The 15,258-nt window shown below is 59.1% G+C and carries 15 protein-coding genes; 4 read left to right on the forward strand and 11 right to left on the reverse strand.

Annotation, left to right across the window (positions count from 1 at the left end):
* Positions 1-51 precede the first annotated feature (51 nt).
* From ACR0AW_RS06970 to ACR0AW_RS06990, 5 genes are all read right to left on the reverse strand, one after another.
* Complete coding sequence (locus tag ACR0AW_RS06970) at positions 52-684, reverse strand: bifunctional 4-hydroxy-2-oxoglutarate aldolase/2-dehydro-3-deoxy-phosphogluconate aldolase (RefSeq protein ID WP_170733247.1); 633 nt, start codon at positions 682-684, stop codon at positions 52-54.
* 4 nt (positions 685-688) lie between these two features.
* Positions 689-2,494 (reverse strand): phosphogluconate dehydratase, encoded by a 1,806-nt coding sequence (gene edd / locus ACR0AW_RS06975; RefSeq protein ID WP_480438811.1) that lies wholly within the window; start codon positions 2,492-2,494, stop codon positions 689-691.
* Positions 2,495-2,496: 2 nt separating this feature from the next.
* A complete protein-coding gene (gene zwf / locus ACR0AW_RS06980; protein WP_170466131.1) occupies positions 2,497-3,942 on the reverse strand; it encodes a glucose-6-phosphate dehydrogenase in 1,446 nt (481 codons plus the stop codon).
* Between the two features lie 165 nt (positions 3,943-4,107).
* Positions 4,108-6,351, reverse strand: coding sequence for a phosphoenolpyruvate--protein phosphotransferase (gene ptsP, locus ACR0AW_RS06985; RefSeq protein ID WP_170511353.1), 2,244 nt, complete (start codon positions 6,349-6,351; stop codon positions 4,108-4,110).
* Positions 6,352-6,396: 45 nt separating this feature from the next.
* Positions 6,397-7,635 carry an aspartate kinase gene (locus tag ACR0AW_RS06990; protein WP_170397275.1) on the reverse strand — a complete coding sequence of 413 codons (1,239 nt, stop codon included), beginning with the start codon at positions 7,633-7,635 and terminating at the stop codon, positions 6,397-6,399.
* A gap of 155 nt (positions 7,636-7,790) precedes the next feature.
* Between ACR0AW_RS06990 and ACR0AW_RS06995 the strand changes: the two genes are divergently transcribed.
* Positions 7,791-8,147, forward strand: a complete 357-nt coding sequence (locus tag ACR0AW_RS06995; protein WP_170733248.1) for a hypothetical protein — start codon at positions 7,791-7,793, stop codon at positions 8,145-8,147.
* Here ACR0AW_RS06995 and ACR0AW_RS07000 read toward each other — a convergent pair.
* The 5 genes from ACR0AW_RS07000 to ACR0AW_RS07020 form a co-directional block, all read right to left on the reverse strand.
* Positions 8,141-8,779, reverse strand: coding sequence for an SDR family NAD(P)-dependent oxidoreductase (locus ACR0AW_RS07000; RefSeq protein ID WP_170397279.1), 639 nt, complete (start codon positions 8,777-8,779; stop codon positions 8,141-8,143). The genes ACR0AW_RS06995 and ACR0AW_RS07000 overlap by 7 nt on opposite strands.
* 3 nt (positions 8,780-8,782) lie before the next feature.
* Positions 8,783-9,238 (reverse strand): DUF1178 family protein, encoded by a 456-nt coding sequence (locus tag ACR0AW_RS07005; RefSeq protein WP_170397281.1) that lies wholly within the window; start codon positions 9,236-9,238, stop codon positions 8,783-8,785.
* A gap of 71 nt (positions 9,239-9,309) precedes the next feature.
* Positions 9,310-9,795, reverse strand: a complete 486-nt coding sequence (locus ACR0AW_RS07010; RefSeq protein WP_170733249.1) for an NUDIX hydrolase — start codon at positions 9,793-9,795, stop codon at positions 9,310-9,312.
* Between the two features lie 80 nt (positions 9,796-9,875).
* Complete coding sequence (locus tag ACR0AW_RS07015; RefSeq protein ID WP_170404266.1) at positions 9,876-10,643, reverse strand: EcsC family protein; 768 nt, start codon at positions 10,641-10,643, stop codon at positions 9,876-9,878.
* A gap of 53 nt (positions 10,644-10,696) precedes the next feature.
* Positions 10,697-11,191 (reverse strand): GNAT family N-acetyltransferase, encoded by a 495-nt coding sequence (locus tag ACR0AW_RS07020; protein WP_170397287.1) that lies wholly within the window; start codon positions 11,189-11,191, stop codon positions 10,697-10,699.
* A gap of 72 nt (positions 11,192-11,263) precedes the next feature.
* On the opposite strand from ACR0AW_RS07020, the gene ACR0AW_RS07025 reads away from it, so the two are divergent.
* Together ACR0AW_RS07025 and ACR0AW_RS07030 are read left to right on the forward strand one after the other, a co-directional pair.
* Positions 11,264-11,869: a flavin reductase family protein gene (locus ACR0AW_RS07025; protein ID WP_170511439.1), complete on the forward strand. Its 606-nt coding sequence runs from the start codon at positions 11,264-11,266 to the stop codon at positions 11,867-11,869.
* Positions 11,869-12,513 carry a CatB-related O-acetyltransferase gene (locus ACR0AW_RS07030; protein ID WP_170733251.1) on the forward strand — a complete coding sequence of 215 codons (645 nt, stop codon included), beginning with the start codon at positions 11,869-11,871 and terminating at the stop codon, positions 12,511-12,513. The genes ACR0AW_RS07025 and ACR0AW_RS07030 overlap by 1 nt, the downstream gene beginning before the upstream one ends.
* A gap of 30 nt (positions 12,514-12,543) precedes the next feature.
* Here the strand turns inward: ACR0AW_RS07030 and ACR0AW_RS07035 are convergent, their stop codons facing one another.
* The gene (locus ACR0AW_RS07035; protein WP_170733252.1) at positions 12,544-14,178 is read right to left on the reverse strand and encodes a SulP family inorganic anion transporter; all 1,635 of its coding nucleotides are present in this window, start codon (positions 14,176-14,178) and stop codon (positions 12,544-12,546) included.
* A gap of 205 nt (positions 14,179-14,383) precedes the next feature.
* Here ACR0AW_RS07035 and ACR0AW_RS07040 point away from each other — a divergent pair, with 205 nt between their 5' ends.
* Positions 14,384-15,256 carry an S-methyl-5'-thioadenosine phosphorylase gene (locus ACR0AW_RS07040; protein ID WP_170511367.1) on the forward strand — a complete coding sequence of 291 codons (873 nt, stop codon included), beginning with the start codon at positions 14,384-14,386 and terminating at the stop codon, positions 15,254-15,256.
* The last annotated feature ends 2 nt before the right edge of the window (positions 15,257-15,258 follow it).

Raw genomic sequence — 15,258 nt, forward strand, 5'->3', positions numbered from 1 at the left:
GAGGGCAACCTGTTTGAATTGAGGCCTACCCTAGCGTCTTGCCCTGCGGCGTCAATCCAGCAGACTGGCGGCCTCGCGGGCAAGTGTTTCGATCCCGGACCAATCACCGTTTTGAACCATCTGCTTCGGCGCGACCCAGCTGCCGCCGGCGCAGACAACATTCGACAGTGACAGGTAATCGAGGGCATTTGACGGCGATACGCCACCAGTTGGGCAGAAGGTGATCTGCGGTAGCGGTGCGCCGATCGCTTTTAGGGCGGGAGCCCCTCCTGAGGCCTCGGCGGGGAAGAATTTCAGCATGTCATAGCCCTTTTCCAGCAGAGCCATGGCTTCGCTTGCAGTAGCCGCACCGGGGAGAAGGGGCAGACCTTCGGCTTCGCAGGCGGCGATCAGGGCATCGGTTGCACCGGGCGAGACGCCGAACTGAGCGCCAGCCTCTTTGACAGCGCGGACATCTTCGGGTGTGACCAGTGTACCCGCCCCAACAACACCGCCGGGGACGTCGGCCATGGCGCGGATCGCGTCGAGCGCGGCGGGAGTGCGCAAGGTGACTTCAAGCGCCGGGAGGCCACCGGCGACCAAAGCTTCGGCCAACGGGCGCGCATGGGCCACGTCGTCGACGACCAGGACTGGAACAATCGGGGCCAGCGCGCAGATCTCGCGGGTGCGTTGGGTTTTGGACATTGGGTTACACTCCGAAAATGCTGGCGCCGGCGTCGGCTGAGCCGACATTCTGACGGAAGGCGCCGAAGAGGTCACGGCCAACGCCGTATTGGTTTGCCGTAAGGTCGGCGGTGGCCGGATTGCGGTCGAGAACACCAGGGGTCAGGATTTCCAACTCGCCCTTGACCGCATCAACGCGCAACTGGTCGCCGTCTTGCAGATAGGCGATCGGTCCACCATCCAGCGCCTCGGGGCAGACATGGATGGCGGCGGGCACTTTGCCGGATGCGCCCGACATACGGCCATCGGTGACCAGAGCCACCTTCTGCCCCCTGCCCTGCAGGATCGACAGGATCGGCGTCAGCGAATGAAGTTCAGGCATACCGTTGGCTTTTGGCCCTTGGAAGCGAACAACAACGATGACGTCATCGGTGAATTCTCCGGCTTTGAAAGCGGCTTTAACGGCGTTCTGGTCGTGGAATACACGCACGGGCGCTTCGACCACTTGGTGTTCAGGTGCTACAGCCGACACCTTCATGACCCCTGTGCCCAGATTGCCTGTCAAGCGAGAGAGCCCGCCCGTGGGTTGGAACGGATTTTTGGCCGGGCGGACGATCTTTTCGTTCAGACTGTGGCCCGCGCCCTCTTCCCAGACCAACTCGCCGTCTTTCAGCTTGGGTTCTTTGGTGTAGTTGTGCAGGCCCTGCCCCGCGACAGTCAGCGTATCGGGGTGCAGCAAGCCATCTTCCAGCAGCGTGCCAATGGCAAAGCCCAGGCCACCCGCAGCGTGGAAGTGGTTCACGTCTGCCAGACCGTTGGGATAGACGCGCGCGACCAAAGGCACGACAGCGGAGATGTCGGAAAAATCCTCCCAGTCCAGCACGATACCACCGGCACGCGCCATGGCGATCAGGTGGATAAGTAGGTTGGTGGAGCCACCGGTGGCCATCAGGCCGACGATGCCATTGACGAAAGCGCGCTCATCAAGGATCTGGCAGACCGGTGTGTAGTGATTGCCCAGCGCGCTGAGAGACAGGGCGCGGCGCGCGCCTTCCTCGGTCAGGGCATCGCGCAGGGGGGTGTTGGGGTTGATGAAGCTGGACCCTGGCAGGTGCAGGCCCATGAATTCCATCAGCATCTGGTTGGTGTTGGCAGTTCCGTAGAAGGTGCAGGTGCCGGGGCCGTGATATGCGGCCATTTCGGCCTTCATCAGCTCTTCGCGGCCCACCTCTCCGGCGGCGAATTTCTGGCGGACCTTGGCCTTTTCGTCATTCGGCAGGCCACTGGTCATCGGACCTGCAGGCAGGAAGACGGCAGGAAGATGCCCAAAGGCTTGCGCGCCGATGATCAGGCCGGGCACGATCTTGTCACAGACGCCCAGGAAAACGGCGGCGTCATAAGTGTTGTGGCTTAGCGCCACTCCGGTCGCCAGCGCGATCACATCGCGCGAGAACAGCGAGAGTTCCATCCCCGCCTCGCCTTGCGTGACGCCGTCGCACATGGCTGGCACGCCGCCTGCAACCTGCGCTGTGCCGCCTGCTGCGCGGATCGCATCGCGGATCAGGGCCGGGTAGCGTTCGAAAGGCTGATGGGCCGAGAGCATATCGTTATAGGCGGTAACGATCCCCAGATTGCCAGCCGTGCCGGTGGCCATAGAGTCCTGATCTTCGCCCGCCCCGGCATAGGCGTGGGCCTGCCCGCTGCAGGACAGGTGCGCACGCGCAGGGCCCTTGGATTTGGCCTGCTCCATTCGTTCAAGATGCGGGCCACGCAGATCGGCGCTGCGGTCGATGATGCGTTTGGTGACGTCGGATATAACTGTGTTGACCATGATTACCCTCCGATCTGACGCCAGCGGCGTCCATCGCGATGCATCAGCATCAATGCTTCTTCAGGCCCCGAACTGCCCTGATCGTATTTCGCGGGCTTATCTCCACGCTCTTCCCAGCCGTGAATGATGGGATCGACCCAGGCCCATGCGGCCTCGGCTTCATCCCCGCGCATGAACAAAGTCTGGTCGCCGCGGATGACATCCATGATCAAGCGTTCATAGGCATCCGGGGATTGGCCGTCATCGCCCAGCGCATCAGCGAAACTCATATCGAGTGCAACGTCGGACAGGCGGAACCCGCCCTGCCCCGGTTCCTTGATGGTGGTGCGGAGCGTGATGCCTTCATCCGGTTGCAGGCGGATCACCAGCACGTTGCCATGCAATGGTCCGACATTCGGAAAAATCGTATGCGGCGGGTCGCGGAAGAACACTGCAATCTCGGATTCACGTGCGCGCAGGCGCTTGCCGGTCCGCAGATAAAACGGGACACCGGCCCAGCGCCAGTTGCCGATATGCGCCTTCAGCGCAATGAAGCTTTCGGTACGGCTGGCGGGGTTGCCGACGTGATCCAGATAGCCATCGCCCCCTTTTTCGGTGCGGTACTGACCACGAGCGATATCCTTGGGTTCCACCGGCTCCAGCGCTTCGATCACTTTGACTTTCTCATCGCGCACCGCGTTGGGTGAGAATTTCGAAGGCGGTTCCATCGCTGTCAGGCACAGCAATTGAACCAGATGGTTCTGGATCATGTCCCGCATCGCGCCGGACTGATCATAATAAGCACCGCGCCCTTCGACGCCCACGGTTTCGGCCACGGTGATCTGGACGTTATCAACATGAGTGGCGTTCCAGAGCGGTTCGAAAAGCGAATTGGCAAAGCGCAGCGCCATCAGGTTCTGCACGGTTTCCTTGCCCAGATAATGATCGATCCGGTAAATCTGATGTTCTTCAAAACAGGCCCGCAGCCCTTCGTTCAACGCTTTGGCTGATGCCAGATCGTGACCAAAGGGTTTCTCGACCACGATACGACTGTCAGGTGTGGACAGGCCGTGCTCGTTCAGACGTTGGGCGATGCCCGAGAAAAGGCTTGGGCCTACTGACAGATAGAAAGCGCGTACCACATCCGGTCGCAGCGTTTTCGCAAGGTCAGACCAACCCGCATCGCCAAGCGCATCTACCGGAACATACTCGACGCGGGACAGAAAGCGATCAAGCGTATCCTTTTTAAAACCCGGCGCAAACTCTTGCATCGACGCACGCAGCTGTTCACGGAACCCGTCGCTGTCCATGTCGGATCGGGCGGTTCCAATGATGCGCGCATTCTCAGGCATCTGGCCGACTTCGAAGCGATGATAGAGGCCCGGCAGGATTTTACGCTGCGCCAAATCGCCCGTCGCGCCGAACAACACAAGGTCGAACGGATCTACCGGAATTACGCGTGAGACCATTGCAAGGCTCCTTTCGAATTCCCCGCCAGCATAAGCGAGGTTTCAGCCCGGGATTAAAACGCATGTGCGCCATTAGCTATGTTATCGCTAACATTCACCGGCTGAATAGAAAACCTGAGCGCAAAAATCAAGCGCGGATTTGCAGCTGGCATCGCGGAAGATCAGTCAGGACTGCGTCCGCAGCCAGTCCATCACCGCCGGACGCACGGATTGTTCCCCGCGATGGCGGGCATCGGCGATAATTTTACGCACATCCTGAAGGTTCGACCGCAACAACAGGCTTTTGACCGGCCCGATTGAGGCCGGGCGCATCGAAAGGGTACGGATGCCCATGGCCGCGAGACACAGCGCCTCGACCGGGCGACCGGCATCTTCGCCACAGAAGCTGAGCGGTGTGTCCGAGATCGAGCATCTCTCAACGATACGTTCAATGAAACTCAGAAAGCTGACATTCAGCGTATCGTAGCGACGGCGAACCAGTTCATTTTCGCGGTCGGCGGCGAAGAAAAACTGTTTCAGGTCGTTCCCACCGATCGAGATAAAGCCGACTTCGTCAAAGAACTTCTGCGGCGCAAAGGCAAGTGAAGGCGTTTCCAGCATCGCCCCCACTTCGAGCGATTCAGGCAGAACATGGCCCAGGCGCCGTTCACGCTCGATCGTTTTCTTGACCTCCCAGCGCGCCTCACGGAATTCGTCAGCCTGCGCGACAAACGGGAACATGATCGTCAGGGGGCGGCCATCGGCGGCCCGGATCAGCGCCTGCAACTGCATCCGCATCACGCCGCGCTTGTCCAGACCCACCCGGATCGCCCGCCAGCCCAGCGCCGGGTTCGGCTCTTCCACATGTTTCATATAAGGCAGAACCTTATCTGACCCGATATCGAGCGTGCGGAACACCACGCGCTTTTCTCCCGCAGCATCCAGGACACGTTTGTATTGCGTCACCAGCTCGGATCGCTTGGGCATCTGATTGCGGATCAGAAACTGCAGTTCGGTGCGGAACAGGCCCACTCCTTCGGCGCCAGAGGTACTAAGCGAGGGCAAATCGGCCATCAGGCCCGCGTTCATCACCATGTTGATTCGCGCACCATCCTGAGTAACGGTGGGCGTTTCACGGATCGAGGCGTAGCGCTCCTGCGCTTTGGCCTCCATCGCGATCTTGTCACGGAATGCACTAACAACGGTGTCTTCGGGGCGCAGATGAACGACACCGCTATCGCCATCAACCAGAATGTGATCGCCGTTCAGGGCTTCGGTGGTGATGCGACCTACATGCACCACCAGTGGGATCGCCAACGCGCGCGCCACGATAGTGGCATGGCTTCCGACCGAGCCTTCTTCCAATACGATCCCTTTGAGAGAACGGCCATATTCCAGCAGATCACCGGGGCCGATATTTCGCGCAATTAGGATCGGATCGGGCGGCAGGTCAGCCCCATTTCCGTTACCCTGTCCAGTCAAAATTCGCAGCAACCGATTGCTGAGGTCGTCCAGATCGGCCAACCGTTCACGTAAATACGGATCGGTGACCTGCCCCATGCGAGCCCGCGCCTGAGATTGTTCTTTCTCGACCGCCGCCTCTGCGCTGAGACCAAGAGCGATGTCCTCCTCCATCCGGCGCATCCAACCCTTGGAGTTGGCGAACATCCGGTAGGCTTCCAGAACCTGCAACTGCTCTTTGTCGCCGCCCTGAGAAATCTCAAGCATCTTGTCGACGCCGACGCGTAGCTCTTCAACGGCCTCGGTCAGCCGCTCACGCTCACGATGCGGGTCTTCGGCAATGGGATTGGTGACAACAACACGAGGTTCATGCAGCCAGACATGGCCTTCAGCAGATCCCTCCTGCGCCGGGCCACCGGTAAGTTGCACCGATTGCTGGTGCAGCGGTGACAAGGCCGCGCCTTCGCCGACGAACGCGCCCAGTTCGGCCATTTCGGCCAGAACCATCGCGACAACTTCCAGCGCATAAACCTCATCCGCCGAAAACTCGCGCGCGTCCCGGGACTGAACCACCAGCACGCCCAGTTTCTGACCCAGACGCTGTACCGGCACACCAAGAAAGGACGAATACCGTTCCTCGCCAGTTTCCGGCATGTACCGAAAGCCCTTGGCCGAGGGCGCGTCCGCCGTATTCACCACCTTGCCAGATTTGGCGACGCGACCGACCAGCCCTTCGCCCATACGCATCCGCGTCTTGTGCACCGCTTCTGGGGACAGACCTTCGGTGGCGCACAGTTCAAGCGTATCCTCATCCCGAAACAGGTAGATCGAGCAAACTTCGCGACCGGTACTGTCGGCGATCAGGTGCGTGATCCGGTCAAGACGTTCCTGACCGGCGGCTTCGCTCGCCATTTCTTCGCGCAGCCGTCCCAGCAGCTTGCGAGATTCTGTTTCCGTGCCTTCCGCCATGGCCCACCCACGTTACGGTTTCAGACAGGACACTTGGCTGAAAGCTCAGGCCGCCTTGTCCAGTTCAAAGGCATCATGCAGTGCCTGAACCGCAAGTTCCATGTATTTCCTGTCGATCAGGACGGAAATTTTAATCTCGGAGGTTGTAATGACCTTGATGTTAATCCCCTCATCCGAGAGAATCTTGAACATCTTGGCCGCAACACCGGATTGCGAGCGCATACCGATCCCAACAACTGAGACCTTGCAAACATCCTCATCCGCAACCAGTTCGGCGTAGTTCAGCTCACCCTGATCCTTGATCGCCAGCAATGCCTTTTCGGCGCGGGAGACCTGATTGGTCGGACAGGAGAAGGTCATGTCGGTGCGCCCTTCGTCCGAGATATTCTGGACGATCATGTCCACGTTCACGCCCTCGTCGCTGAGCGCGGTAAAGATGATCGAGGCGATGCCGGGACGGTCCGCCACGGAAACGACGGTCATCTTGGCTTCGTCGCGGGAATAGGCCACACCGGCCACAACATTGGATTCCATGATATCCTCCTCGTCGCAGACCAGTGTACCGGCCTCGTCGGATTGTTCCTCAAAGCTTGAGAGAACGCGCAGTTTCACCTTGTAGCGCATCGCCAGCTCGACCGAGCGGGTTTGAAGCACTTTGGCCCCCAGCGAGGCCAGTTCGAGCATTTCCTCGAACGAGATTTTGTCCAGCTTGCGCGCCTTTTCACAGATGCGCGGGTCGGTCGTATAGACACCGTCCACATCCGTATAGATGTCGCAGCGCTCGGCTTCGAAAGCGGCAGCAAAAGCCACGGCAGTGGTGTCCGAACCGCCCCGACCCAGCGTGGTGATGCGACCTTCGGGGCTGATGCCCTGGAAGCCCGCGACCACCGCAACGCGCATCCCTTCGCCGAATTTCTGGTTGATATTCTCGGGCGGGATTTCTTCGATCCGGGCCGCTGAATGGGCACCGTTGGTGATCAGCGGCACCTGCCAACCCTGCCAGCTGCGCGCCGGGATGTCCATTTCCTGCAGGGTCAGCGCCATCAGGCCAGCTGTAACGTTTTCACCAGAGGAGACAACGGCATCATATTCGCGCGCGTCATAGAGCGGAGAGATTTCATCGACCCAGCCCACCAGCTCGTTGGTCTTGCCGGACATCGCCGAAACGATGACGATGACGTCATAGCCTTTGGCTACCTCGACACCAACCCGTTTGGCAGCACGGCGGATCCGGTCCAGATTGGCGACCGATGTGCCGCCGAATTTCATCACGAGTACGGGCATGGGGGCTAGTGTCTCCGCGCCTTGAATTTCTGATCCCGTGCCTCTTATGCGAGGGGGGGCGCAAGGGCAAGTGGGCAAAGTCTGCACCGCAGTGCTTTACTTTGGTCGTGCGTGGTGTAAGCGTTCGGTCAAAGTCTTATTCCACGAGGATTTCAATGTTCCGCTTTGCCCTTGCCCTAAGCCTGGTTTCGACTGCCGCAAATGCCCAAGTGGCAACCTTATCGGGAACGGATGGCGAGAACTCATTAGGCACCGTTCCATGCGCTGCATTGGCAGGTGATACACTGGCCAGTTGTCCGGCCGAATTGCGGAAGCGCGAAGATGGAACGGCGACGTTGGCGGTTCAGTTGAACACTGGCGAGGTCCGGCGGATTTACTTCACCAAAGGCGTGCCGGATTCCAGCAGTTCGACATCGAAACTGACCTATGAGAAACGCGGTGATATCATGGTGATCTTCATTGATCCCGGTGAAGTCTACGAAATCCCCAAGGCGGCCCTGAACTCTCAGTAAGGGTGCGCCCGACCATCCCAGGTTTCAAAACAACCGGTAGTATCGAGCGAGAGAGCCGCAAATCGCTCGATCAAGCCGTTTGCCGCCTGATCGACCGTGATCTCTGCCGCAGCTCCGCCCATGTCCGTCTGCACCCAGCCCGGATGGTAGATTCCCACCGCAATGCCATCCGCCTGTAGGTCAGTCGCTAGGTTGCGGCCCAAATTCAGCGCCGCCGCCTTTGACGCACGGTAGATATAGCTGCCACCCGGCGCGCGCGTATGTGACGCCATCTGAGACGAAACGATGGCGATCCGGCCCCGCGCGGTTCGCAGGTTCGGCAACAAGGACTGGATGGTAAGAAACACGCCTGTCACGTTGGCGGCGAAGCTTTGCGCCCACATCTCGGCGGGATAGCCACTAATGTCGTGTCCTTTGTCCAGATAAACGCCCGCATTGCAGATCAGCAGGTCAATCTGGCGGCCTCGCAGTTGCTCGGCCATTGCAGCGTGCTGTTCTGGGTCCGAGACATCCAGCACGATATCTGCGCTACCGTCTCGGGCAGTTCCGGTCACTTCATGACCTTCTGCACGGTATTGATCCGCAACGGTTTTCCCGATCCCTCGGTTCGCGCCCGTAACAACGATGTGCATGGGTCAGTTGGTCTTGCGGCTAGGAACAAACGGCAACGGTGCGACCGGCACGCCGTCTTCAATCAGCGATTGCGCCTCTTCGGGCTTGGCCTCACCATAGATCGCGCGCTCGGGCGCATCCCCCAGATGGATTTTGCGGGCTTCTTTGGCGAAATCCTTGCCCACATAGTCCGAGTTTTCCTCGACCTTTCGACGCAGTTCGCTAAGGACCTCAGCGATCTCGGGCGAAGGTGTTGCCATGCTGATCTCATCCGCAGAAGGCTGCGCTGGTGCAACCTCGGTCACCGCCTTGCGCGCAGGCCGGACACGCGGTGTCATCACCGCCTTTTCCACCTTGTCGCAGCCGCATACCGCGCAGGTTACCAACCCGGCCGCTGACAGTTTGTCAAAGGCGGCTGCGGATTGAAACCAACTGTCAAAGCTGTGGTCATTGCTGCATTTCAATGCGTATTGAATCATATCACATCCAAAATCCGGTTGGCGAATAGATACCGACCAACATGGCAATATCAAGTCTTGATCTTGTCGCGCTACTGCCGGTGCAGCCCGAATCCACCCAAAAGCGCGGCGAGATCAGGCGACGCCACTTTCGATGACGCCTTTTTGGGCGAAACCCATTTGCGCCTGCGCTCACCCGCTTCGGGAAAATGCGCCTCGGATCGCTGCACATGCAGCGGAAACACATCAACCAGACACAGCGCCGATGACTTGCCAGGCCGGTTCTTGATATAGGCAAACCGACCAAGGCTTTCGCTTCCGCACTGCCCCAAAACACCAGCCTCTTCCCAGGCCTCGCGGGCGGCTGTTTCAGACGGGGTCAGCCCGTTGATCAACCACCCCTTCGGGATGATCCAGCGCCGCGCCCTGCGCGTTGTGATCAACAAAATCTCGGGCAGGCCGTCATTGGTTCGATAGCAAAGCGCAGCGGATTGAGAATAAACAGGCAGCGCCCCGGAAAGGGAGAGGTTTTCTGCCGAAAGCCCGGCAATCGCACCATTACTGCGCCCGTCAAACACGGTTCATATCCACTGCTCGCTCCGCTTATGTTGCGGTTTATAAAGTGATATTTATCATATCCGGCAGAGTCTGCCAAGCTTTACGGGAAAGCCCCCTTGTTCAGAGCCATCCGCCCCGACAAACGCCGCACCAGCTCGTCATGAGGGATGTCGGCATCAATCGCCAATCGACGCAGCCCAAAATGCACATGCGCGATCTGCTGGTAGTAGCGGGTATAGACAAAATTTGTACCGCCCCCAGCAAGCGCCCCAAGCAACGGTACAGACTGCGCCGCCAGCTTCTGGCCCAGCACTACGGACAGGCGCGGCGCCACCATCGCGATGAGGCGTTGCATGGTCGGTCCGGTCAGGGTCATGCGCATTGAGAAAAAGCCCAGATCAGCCCCGTCATCCTCGGCCAAAGGACCTGCGGCTGACAACACTCGGATCGAGTCGAATTTCACGTTCTCGGCGGTCGGATCAAATCCTTCCCGCATCGCTGCGCCTTGGATCGCGCGCAGCATCATGGCGGTTGTCGCGGGCAGCTCGACAAGTGCTGTGGACACTCCACCCAGACCTCCGGCTGCGCCCATGGCAGTAGTCAAGGCTGTGTTGACCCATGGTTTCTGGTCCGGCACGGCACGCCGAGAGCCTTCGGCCGCATGCATGGCAAGCCAAAGCGCCTGTTCGGTTGCTTCGGTCAGACCTTCTCGCACCGGCTTAGGTAACTGATCCAACAAGGATTCCGCCGAACCACCAAGCTTGTTCAGCAGATTCACTCCTGCGCCACCTGCCGCACCGTACAGCTGCGCAAGCCGATCAAGCTCGGCCTCAGGATCGAGTTTTTCGACAAGAACCACGTCCTGCATCTGTGCCCTCCTGTCCTGAAAACATCGGGACTTTGCAGCGGGTTTTCAATGGGTCAACGGGTCCAGCGACTAACAAGCCCCTGAATTTCGGACCAAACTCCGGGGGTCAGTTCCAAACCCAGTATGCGATCAGGGTTGGTGGGCGGGGGCATTTCGACACCCGTCAGCGGGGTGAACCCGAACCGGGCATAATAGGGCGCATCGCCCACAAGCATGACGCGATCCCACCCTTTGGCGCGCCCGGCCTCTACCCCCTGATGGATCAGATATCCGCCTAACCCTTCGCCTTGATGGGTCGGGTGGACCGCCACTGGACCTAGCAGCAGCGCGTCATGTTCACCCACATGCACGGGCCAAAACCGGATTGCACCAGCCAGAATGCCCTGCCCATCGCGCGCGACCTGCGACAGGCCAGCGACAGGCGGCACGTCATCGCGCAGACGATAAGACGACAACGCCTCGCGCCCCGGAGCAAAGCACAGGTCATAGAGCGCTTCGACCTCCCACCAGTCTTCCGGCTCTTCCGGCCTGATCTTGAATTGCTGCACGCGCGCCCTCTTATCCTTGCTGGAAATCGCCCTAGCACTTCGATAGGCCTTGGGCAAACGCTTGGAGTCCATATGTTCTATCGCCCCGAAGACGGCCACGGCCTGCCGCACAACCCCTTCAACGCCATCATAACCCCACGCCCGATCGGCTGGATTTCGACGCGCGATGCTGACGGGATCAACAACCTGGCCCCGTATTCCTTCTTCAATGGTGTCGCTTATACACCGCCTCAGGTGATGTTCGCCTCAACCGGCTCCAAACACGATCAGGATGGCGGCAAGGACAGCATCGCCAATATCGAGGCCACGAAGGTATTCTGCGTCAACGTGGTGGCCCATGCGCATCGCGACGCAATGAATGCCAGCTCAGAGGGTTTGGAAAAGCACGTCGACGAGTTCACTCATGCTGGGCTAACACCAGTTGAATGCGAAACCATCAATTGCTCTCGGGTCGAGGGAGCGCCCGCAGCGCTGGAATGCAAACTTACCCAGATCGTAACTCTGCCGGGTGAGTCCAATCGGGTGGTGTTCGGAGAGGTCACTGGTGTGCACCTGCACGATGACCACATCCGTGACGGCAAATTTGACGTGACCTCATTCAACCCGCTCGCGCGGTTGGGTTATCGGGACTATTCTGTGGTGACAGAATTGTTCAGCCTTTCACGCCCGGATGACTAATGCCACTGCCTGATCCTACACGCAGATATCCGATTGTTCTGCCCGACGGCTCTAGCCACAACGGAACAGTGTTTCTGTCTCAGGTCATCGATCATCCCCGCTTTGAGGCAGGAGCTTACACTTATGCTTCGGATTTCGATGCACCGAAGGACTGGGCGCAGCGGCTTGCACCGTATCTGTTTCCCTTTTCAGAAGAAAAGCTGATGCTGGGCAAGTTCTGCCAAATCGCTCATGGAGTAAGGTTTATCACTGCCTCCGCAAATCACGCGACCGATGGCTTGACCTGCTTTCCATTTCCAATCTTCGATCCGGATCGCATGTCAGGCTACCAGCCTGATACACGTGATACCGTTATCGGGCACGATGTCTGGATCGGTTACGGAGCTTTGATTTTACCCGGAGCGCAGATCGGAAATGGCGCGATTGTTGGCGCAGGCTCGGTCGTGCGGGGTCAGGTTCCACCCTATGCAGTCGTTACCGGAAATCCGGCAAAAGTCCGGCGCTATCGTTTTGATCGCGATGTGATTGAAAGGCTGCAAGACTTGCGATGGTGGGATTGGCCCGCAGAAACAATCACTCGGGCCGAAGATGCCTTGCTTTCAGGCAATATCGATGCGTTGGAGCGCATTGCTTCTGAGATATAAGGAGGCCAATCCGGCCGCCCTTTCGCGTATTCAGTGCCCGCCCAGAATACCGGTGCGGACCGAATAATCCACAGCCAGTTCGTAATCCGGGTCATCATCGCTGTCGACCATCAGATGGCCGGCCTTGTTCAGCAGTGTATGACAGTCACGGCTCAGGTGCCGCAGCATGACGCGTTTGCCAGCCGCTTCGTATTTGGCGGCGATGTTTTCGATAGCCTGCAGCGCGGATTGGTCCACGACACGGCTGGCTGCAAAGTCGATGATGACGGTCTCGGGGTCGTTTGTTACGTCGAACAGCTCCACGAAGCCCTCGGACGAGCCAAAGAACAGCGGGCCCTGAATTTCATAGACCTTCGCCCCTTCTTCCGTTTCCGAGTCGCGCGTAACCGCGTGGATGCGTTTGGCGTTATTCCATGCATAAGCCAGGGCAGAGACAATAACACCGACCACAACAGCCACCGCAAGGTCTTCCATCACGGTGACGACTGTCACCAGTACGATCACGAACGCATCCATCAAAGGCACCTTGCGCATGATCTTCAGCGAATTCCAGGCGAAGGTTCCGATCACCACCATGAACATCACACCGACAAGTGCGGCCAGTGGAATCTGCTCGATCAGAGGCGAACCCACCAGGATGAAGAGCAACAGAAACAGCGCTGCAGCGATACCTGCGATACGCGTGCGCCCGCCTGACTTCACGTTGATCATCGACTGACCGATCATCGCACAACCGCCCATACCACCAAAGAAACCGGTGACTACGTTCGCTGTGCCTTGCGCGATACATTCCTGCGAGGCACCACCGCGCTTGCCGGTGATCTCACCCACAAGGTTTAGCGTCAGCAGGGATTCAATCAGACCAATTGCGGCAAGGATCAGGGCATAGGGCAGGATGATTTCAAAGGTCTCCCAGTTCAGCGGCACCATAGGTATATGGAAGCTGGGCAGGCCGCCTTCGATCGAAGCCAGATCACCGACACGCGGGACGTCCAGCCCAATGCCAATGACCAAAGCAGCGACAACAAAAATCCCGGCCAGAGGCGCTGGGATGACGCGGGTGATGCGGGGCATGATCCAGATCACAGCCATGGTCAGAGCGACCAGACCCAGCATTGTGTAGAGCTGAACGCCCGAAAGCCACTCGCCACCGCCCATGCCGTGGCCGGTATTTTCCATGGTTCCGGGCACTTTGAATTGCCCCAGCTGCGCCAGAAAGATCACAATCGCCAGGCCGTTCACAAAGCCCAGCATCACCGGATGCGGCACAAGTCGGATGAACCGGCCCCAATGCATCGCACCTGCGATGACCTGCATAATCCCCATCAGCACCACCGTTGCGAACAGGTATTCGACCCCGTGTTGTGCGACCAGTGCGACCATGACAACCGCAAGCGCCCCGGTCGCGCCCGAGATCATGCCGGGGCGACCGCCGATCAAAGCAGTGATCAGACCGATCAGAAACGCTGCGTAAAGCCCGACCAGAGGGTGCACCCCGGCGACAAAGGCAAAGGCCACGGCTTCGGGGACCAGCGCCAAGGCGACGGTGAGACCGGACAGCAACTCGATCCGCAGGCGGGAAAAGGTCAATCCCTCATCCGGGACCCAGCGCAAATCGGGTTTGGCTATACGATTGGCAAAGCTTGCCAGCATGGCTCGGGGCATGGATCGGTCCTGTTGGTCGGTTTTGTTCGCGCGAAAGGGGCCTTCTAGCGGTCAAACCGGTCTTGAGATACCGCGCCAGGCGGGACCCTGATATGCGCCGTGCGCATAGCTTGACCCAAGCGCACACAAACCGTTGAACCCACTTGTCAAATGAAGCTGTGGCCCGCAGAACTCACACAGCAGGAATTTTCAATGGAGAGCACTCGTGACCCAAACAAAAATCGCCGTCATTGGAGGATCGGGCATTTATGACATCGATGGTCTAGAGAATGCCGAGTGGGTCACAGTAGAAACGCCATGGGGCGATCCGTCGGATCAGATCCTGACCGGGTCGCTGGATGGGGTCGAAATGGCCTTCTTGCCGCGTCACGGTCGCGGACATGTGCACTCGCCGACCGAGGTGCCCTATCGCGCCAATATCGACGCGTTGAAACGGCTTGGCGTAACGGATGTGATCTCGGTCTCGGCCTGCGGGTCGTTCCGCGAACATATGGCGCCGGGTGATTTCGTGATCGTGGATCAGTTCATCGATCGAACATTTGCCCGTGAAAAGAGCTTTTTCGGGACTGGCTGCGTCGCCCATGTCAGTGTTGCGCATCCGACCTGCCCGCGCCTGTCGGACGCTTGTGAGACTGCTGGCAAGACGGCTGGCATCACCATCCACCGAGGTGGAACCTATCTGGCGATGGAAGGACCGCAATTCTCGTCATTGGCGGAATCCAAATTATATCGCGAACAATGGGGGTGCGACGTGATCGGCATGACCAACATGCCCGAAGCGAAACTCGCCCGCGAGGCCGAGCTTTGTTATGCCTCAATTGCCATGGTCACCGACTATGACAGCTGGCACCCTGATCACGGTGAAGTCGACGTGGCCGCCATCATCGCCACGCTGACCGGTAATGCGGAAAAAGGCCGGGCATTGGTCAAAGGTCTGCCCGCTATGCTGGGGACCGACCGTGCGCCCTGCCCGCATGGCTGCGACCGGGCGCTGGAGTATGCCATCCTGACCGCGCCTGAAAAGCGCGATCCGGAATTGTTGGCCAAGCTGGATGCTGTGGCTGGGCGGGTGTTATAAAC

It is taken from the genome of Ruegeria sp. C5 (assembly GCF_056537605.1).

What these genes read in the sequence shown, in the direction of transcription:
- ACR0AW_RS06995 (WP_170733248.1), top strand. Translation starts at nt 7,791, where the DNA reads ATGTTCCGCTTTGCCCTTGCCCTAAGCCTGGTTTCGACTGCCGCAAAT.
- ACR0AW_RS07015 (WP_170404266.1), bottom strand. Translation starts at nt 10,643, where the DNA reads ATGCAGGACGTGGTTCTTGTCGAAAAACTCGATCCTGAGGCCGAGCTT.
- ACR0AW_RS07000 (WP_170397279.1), bottom strand. Translation starts at nt 8,779, where the DNA reads ATGCACATCGTTGTTACGGGCGCGAACCGAGGGATCGGGAAAACCGTT.
- ptsP (WP_170511353.1), bottom strand. Translation starts at nt 6,351, where the DNA reads ATGGCGGAAGGCACGGAAACAGAATCTCGCAAGCTGCTGGGACGGCTG.
- ACR0AW_RS06990 (WP_170397275.1), bottom strand. Translation starts at nt 7,635, where the DNA reads ATGCCCGTACTCGTGATGAAATTCGGCGGCACATCGGTCGCCAATCTG.
- edd (WP_480438811.1), bottom strand. Translation starts at nt 2,494, where the DNA reads ATGGTCAACACAGTTATATCCGACGTCACCAAACGCATCATCGACCGC.
- ACR0AW_RS06970 (WP_170733247.1), bottom strand. Translation starts at nt 684, where the DNA reads ATGTCCAAAACCCAACGCACCCGCGAGATCTGCGCGCTGGCCCCGATT.
- ACR0AW_RS07030 (WP_170733251.1), top strand. Translation starts at nt 11,869, where the DNA reads ATGCCACTGCCTGATCCTACACGCAGATATCCGATTGTTCTGCCCGAC.
- ACR0AW_RS07025 (WP_170511439.1), top strand. Translation starts at nt 11,264, where the DNA reads ATGTTCTATCGCCCCGAAGACGGCCACGGCCTGCCGCACAACCCCTTC.
- zwf (WP_170466131.1), bottom strand. Translation starts at nt 3,942, where the DNA reads ATGGTCTCACGCGTAATTCCGGTAGATCCGTTCGACCTTGTGTTGTTC.
- ACR0AW_RS07005 (WP_170397281.1), bottom strand. Translation starts at nt 9,238, where the DNA reads ATGATTCAATACGCATTGAAATGCAGCAATGACCACAGCTTTGACAGT.
- ACR0AW_RS07035 (WP_170733252.1), bottom strand. Translation starts at nt 14,178, where the DNA reads ATGCCCCGAGCCATGCTGGCAAGCTTTGCCAATCGTATAGCCAAACCC.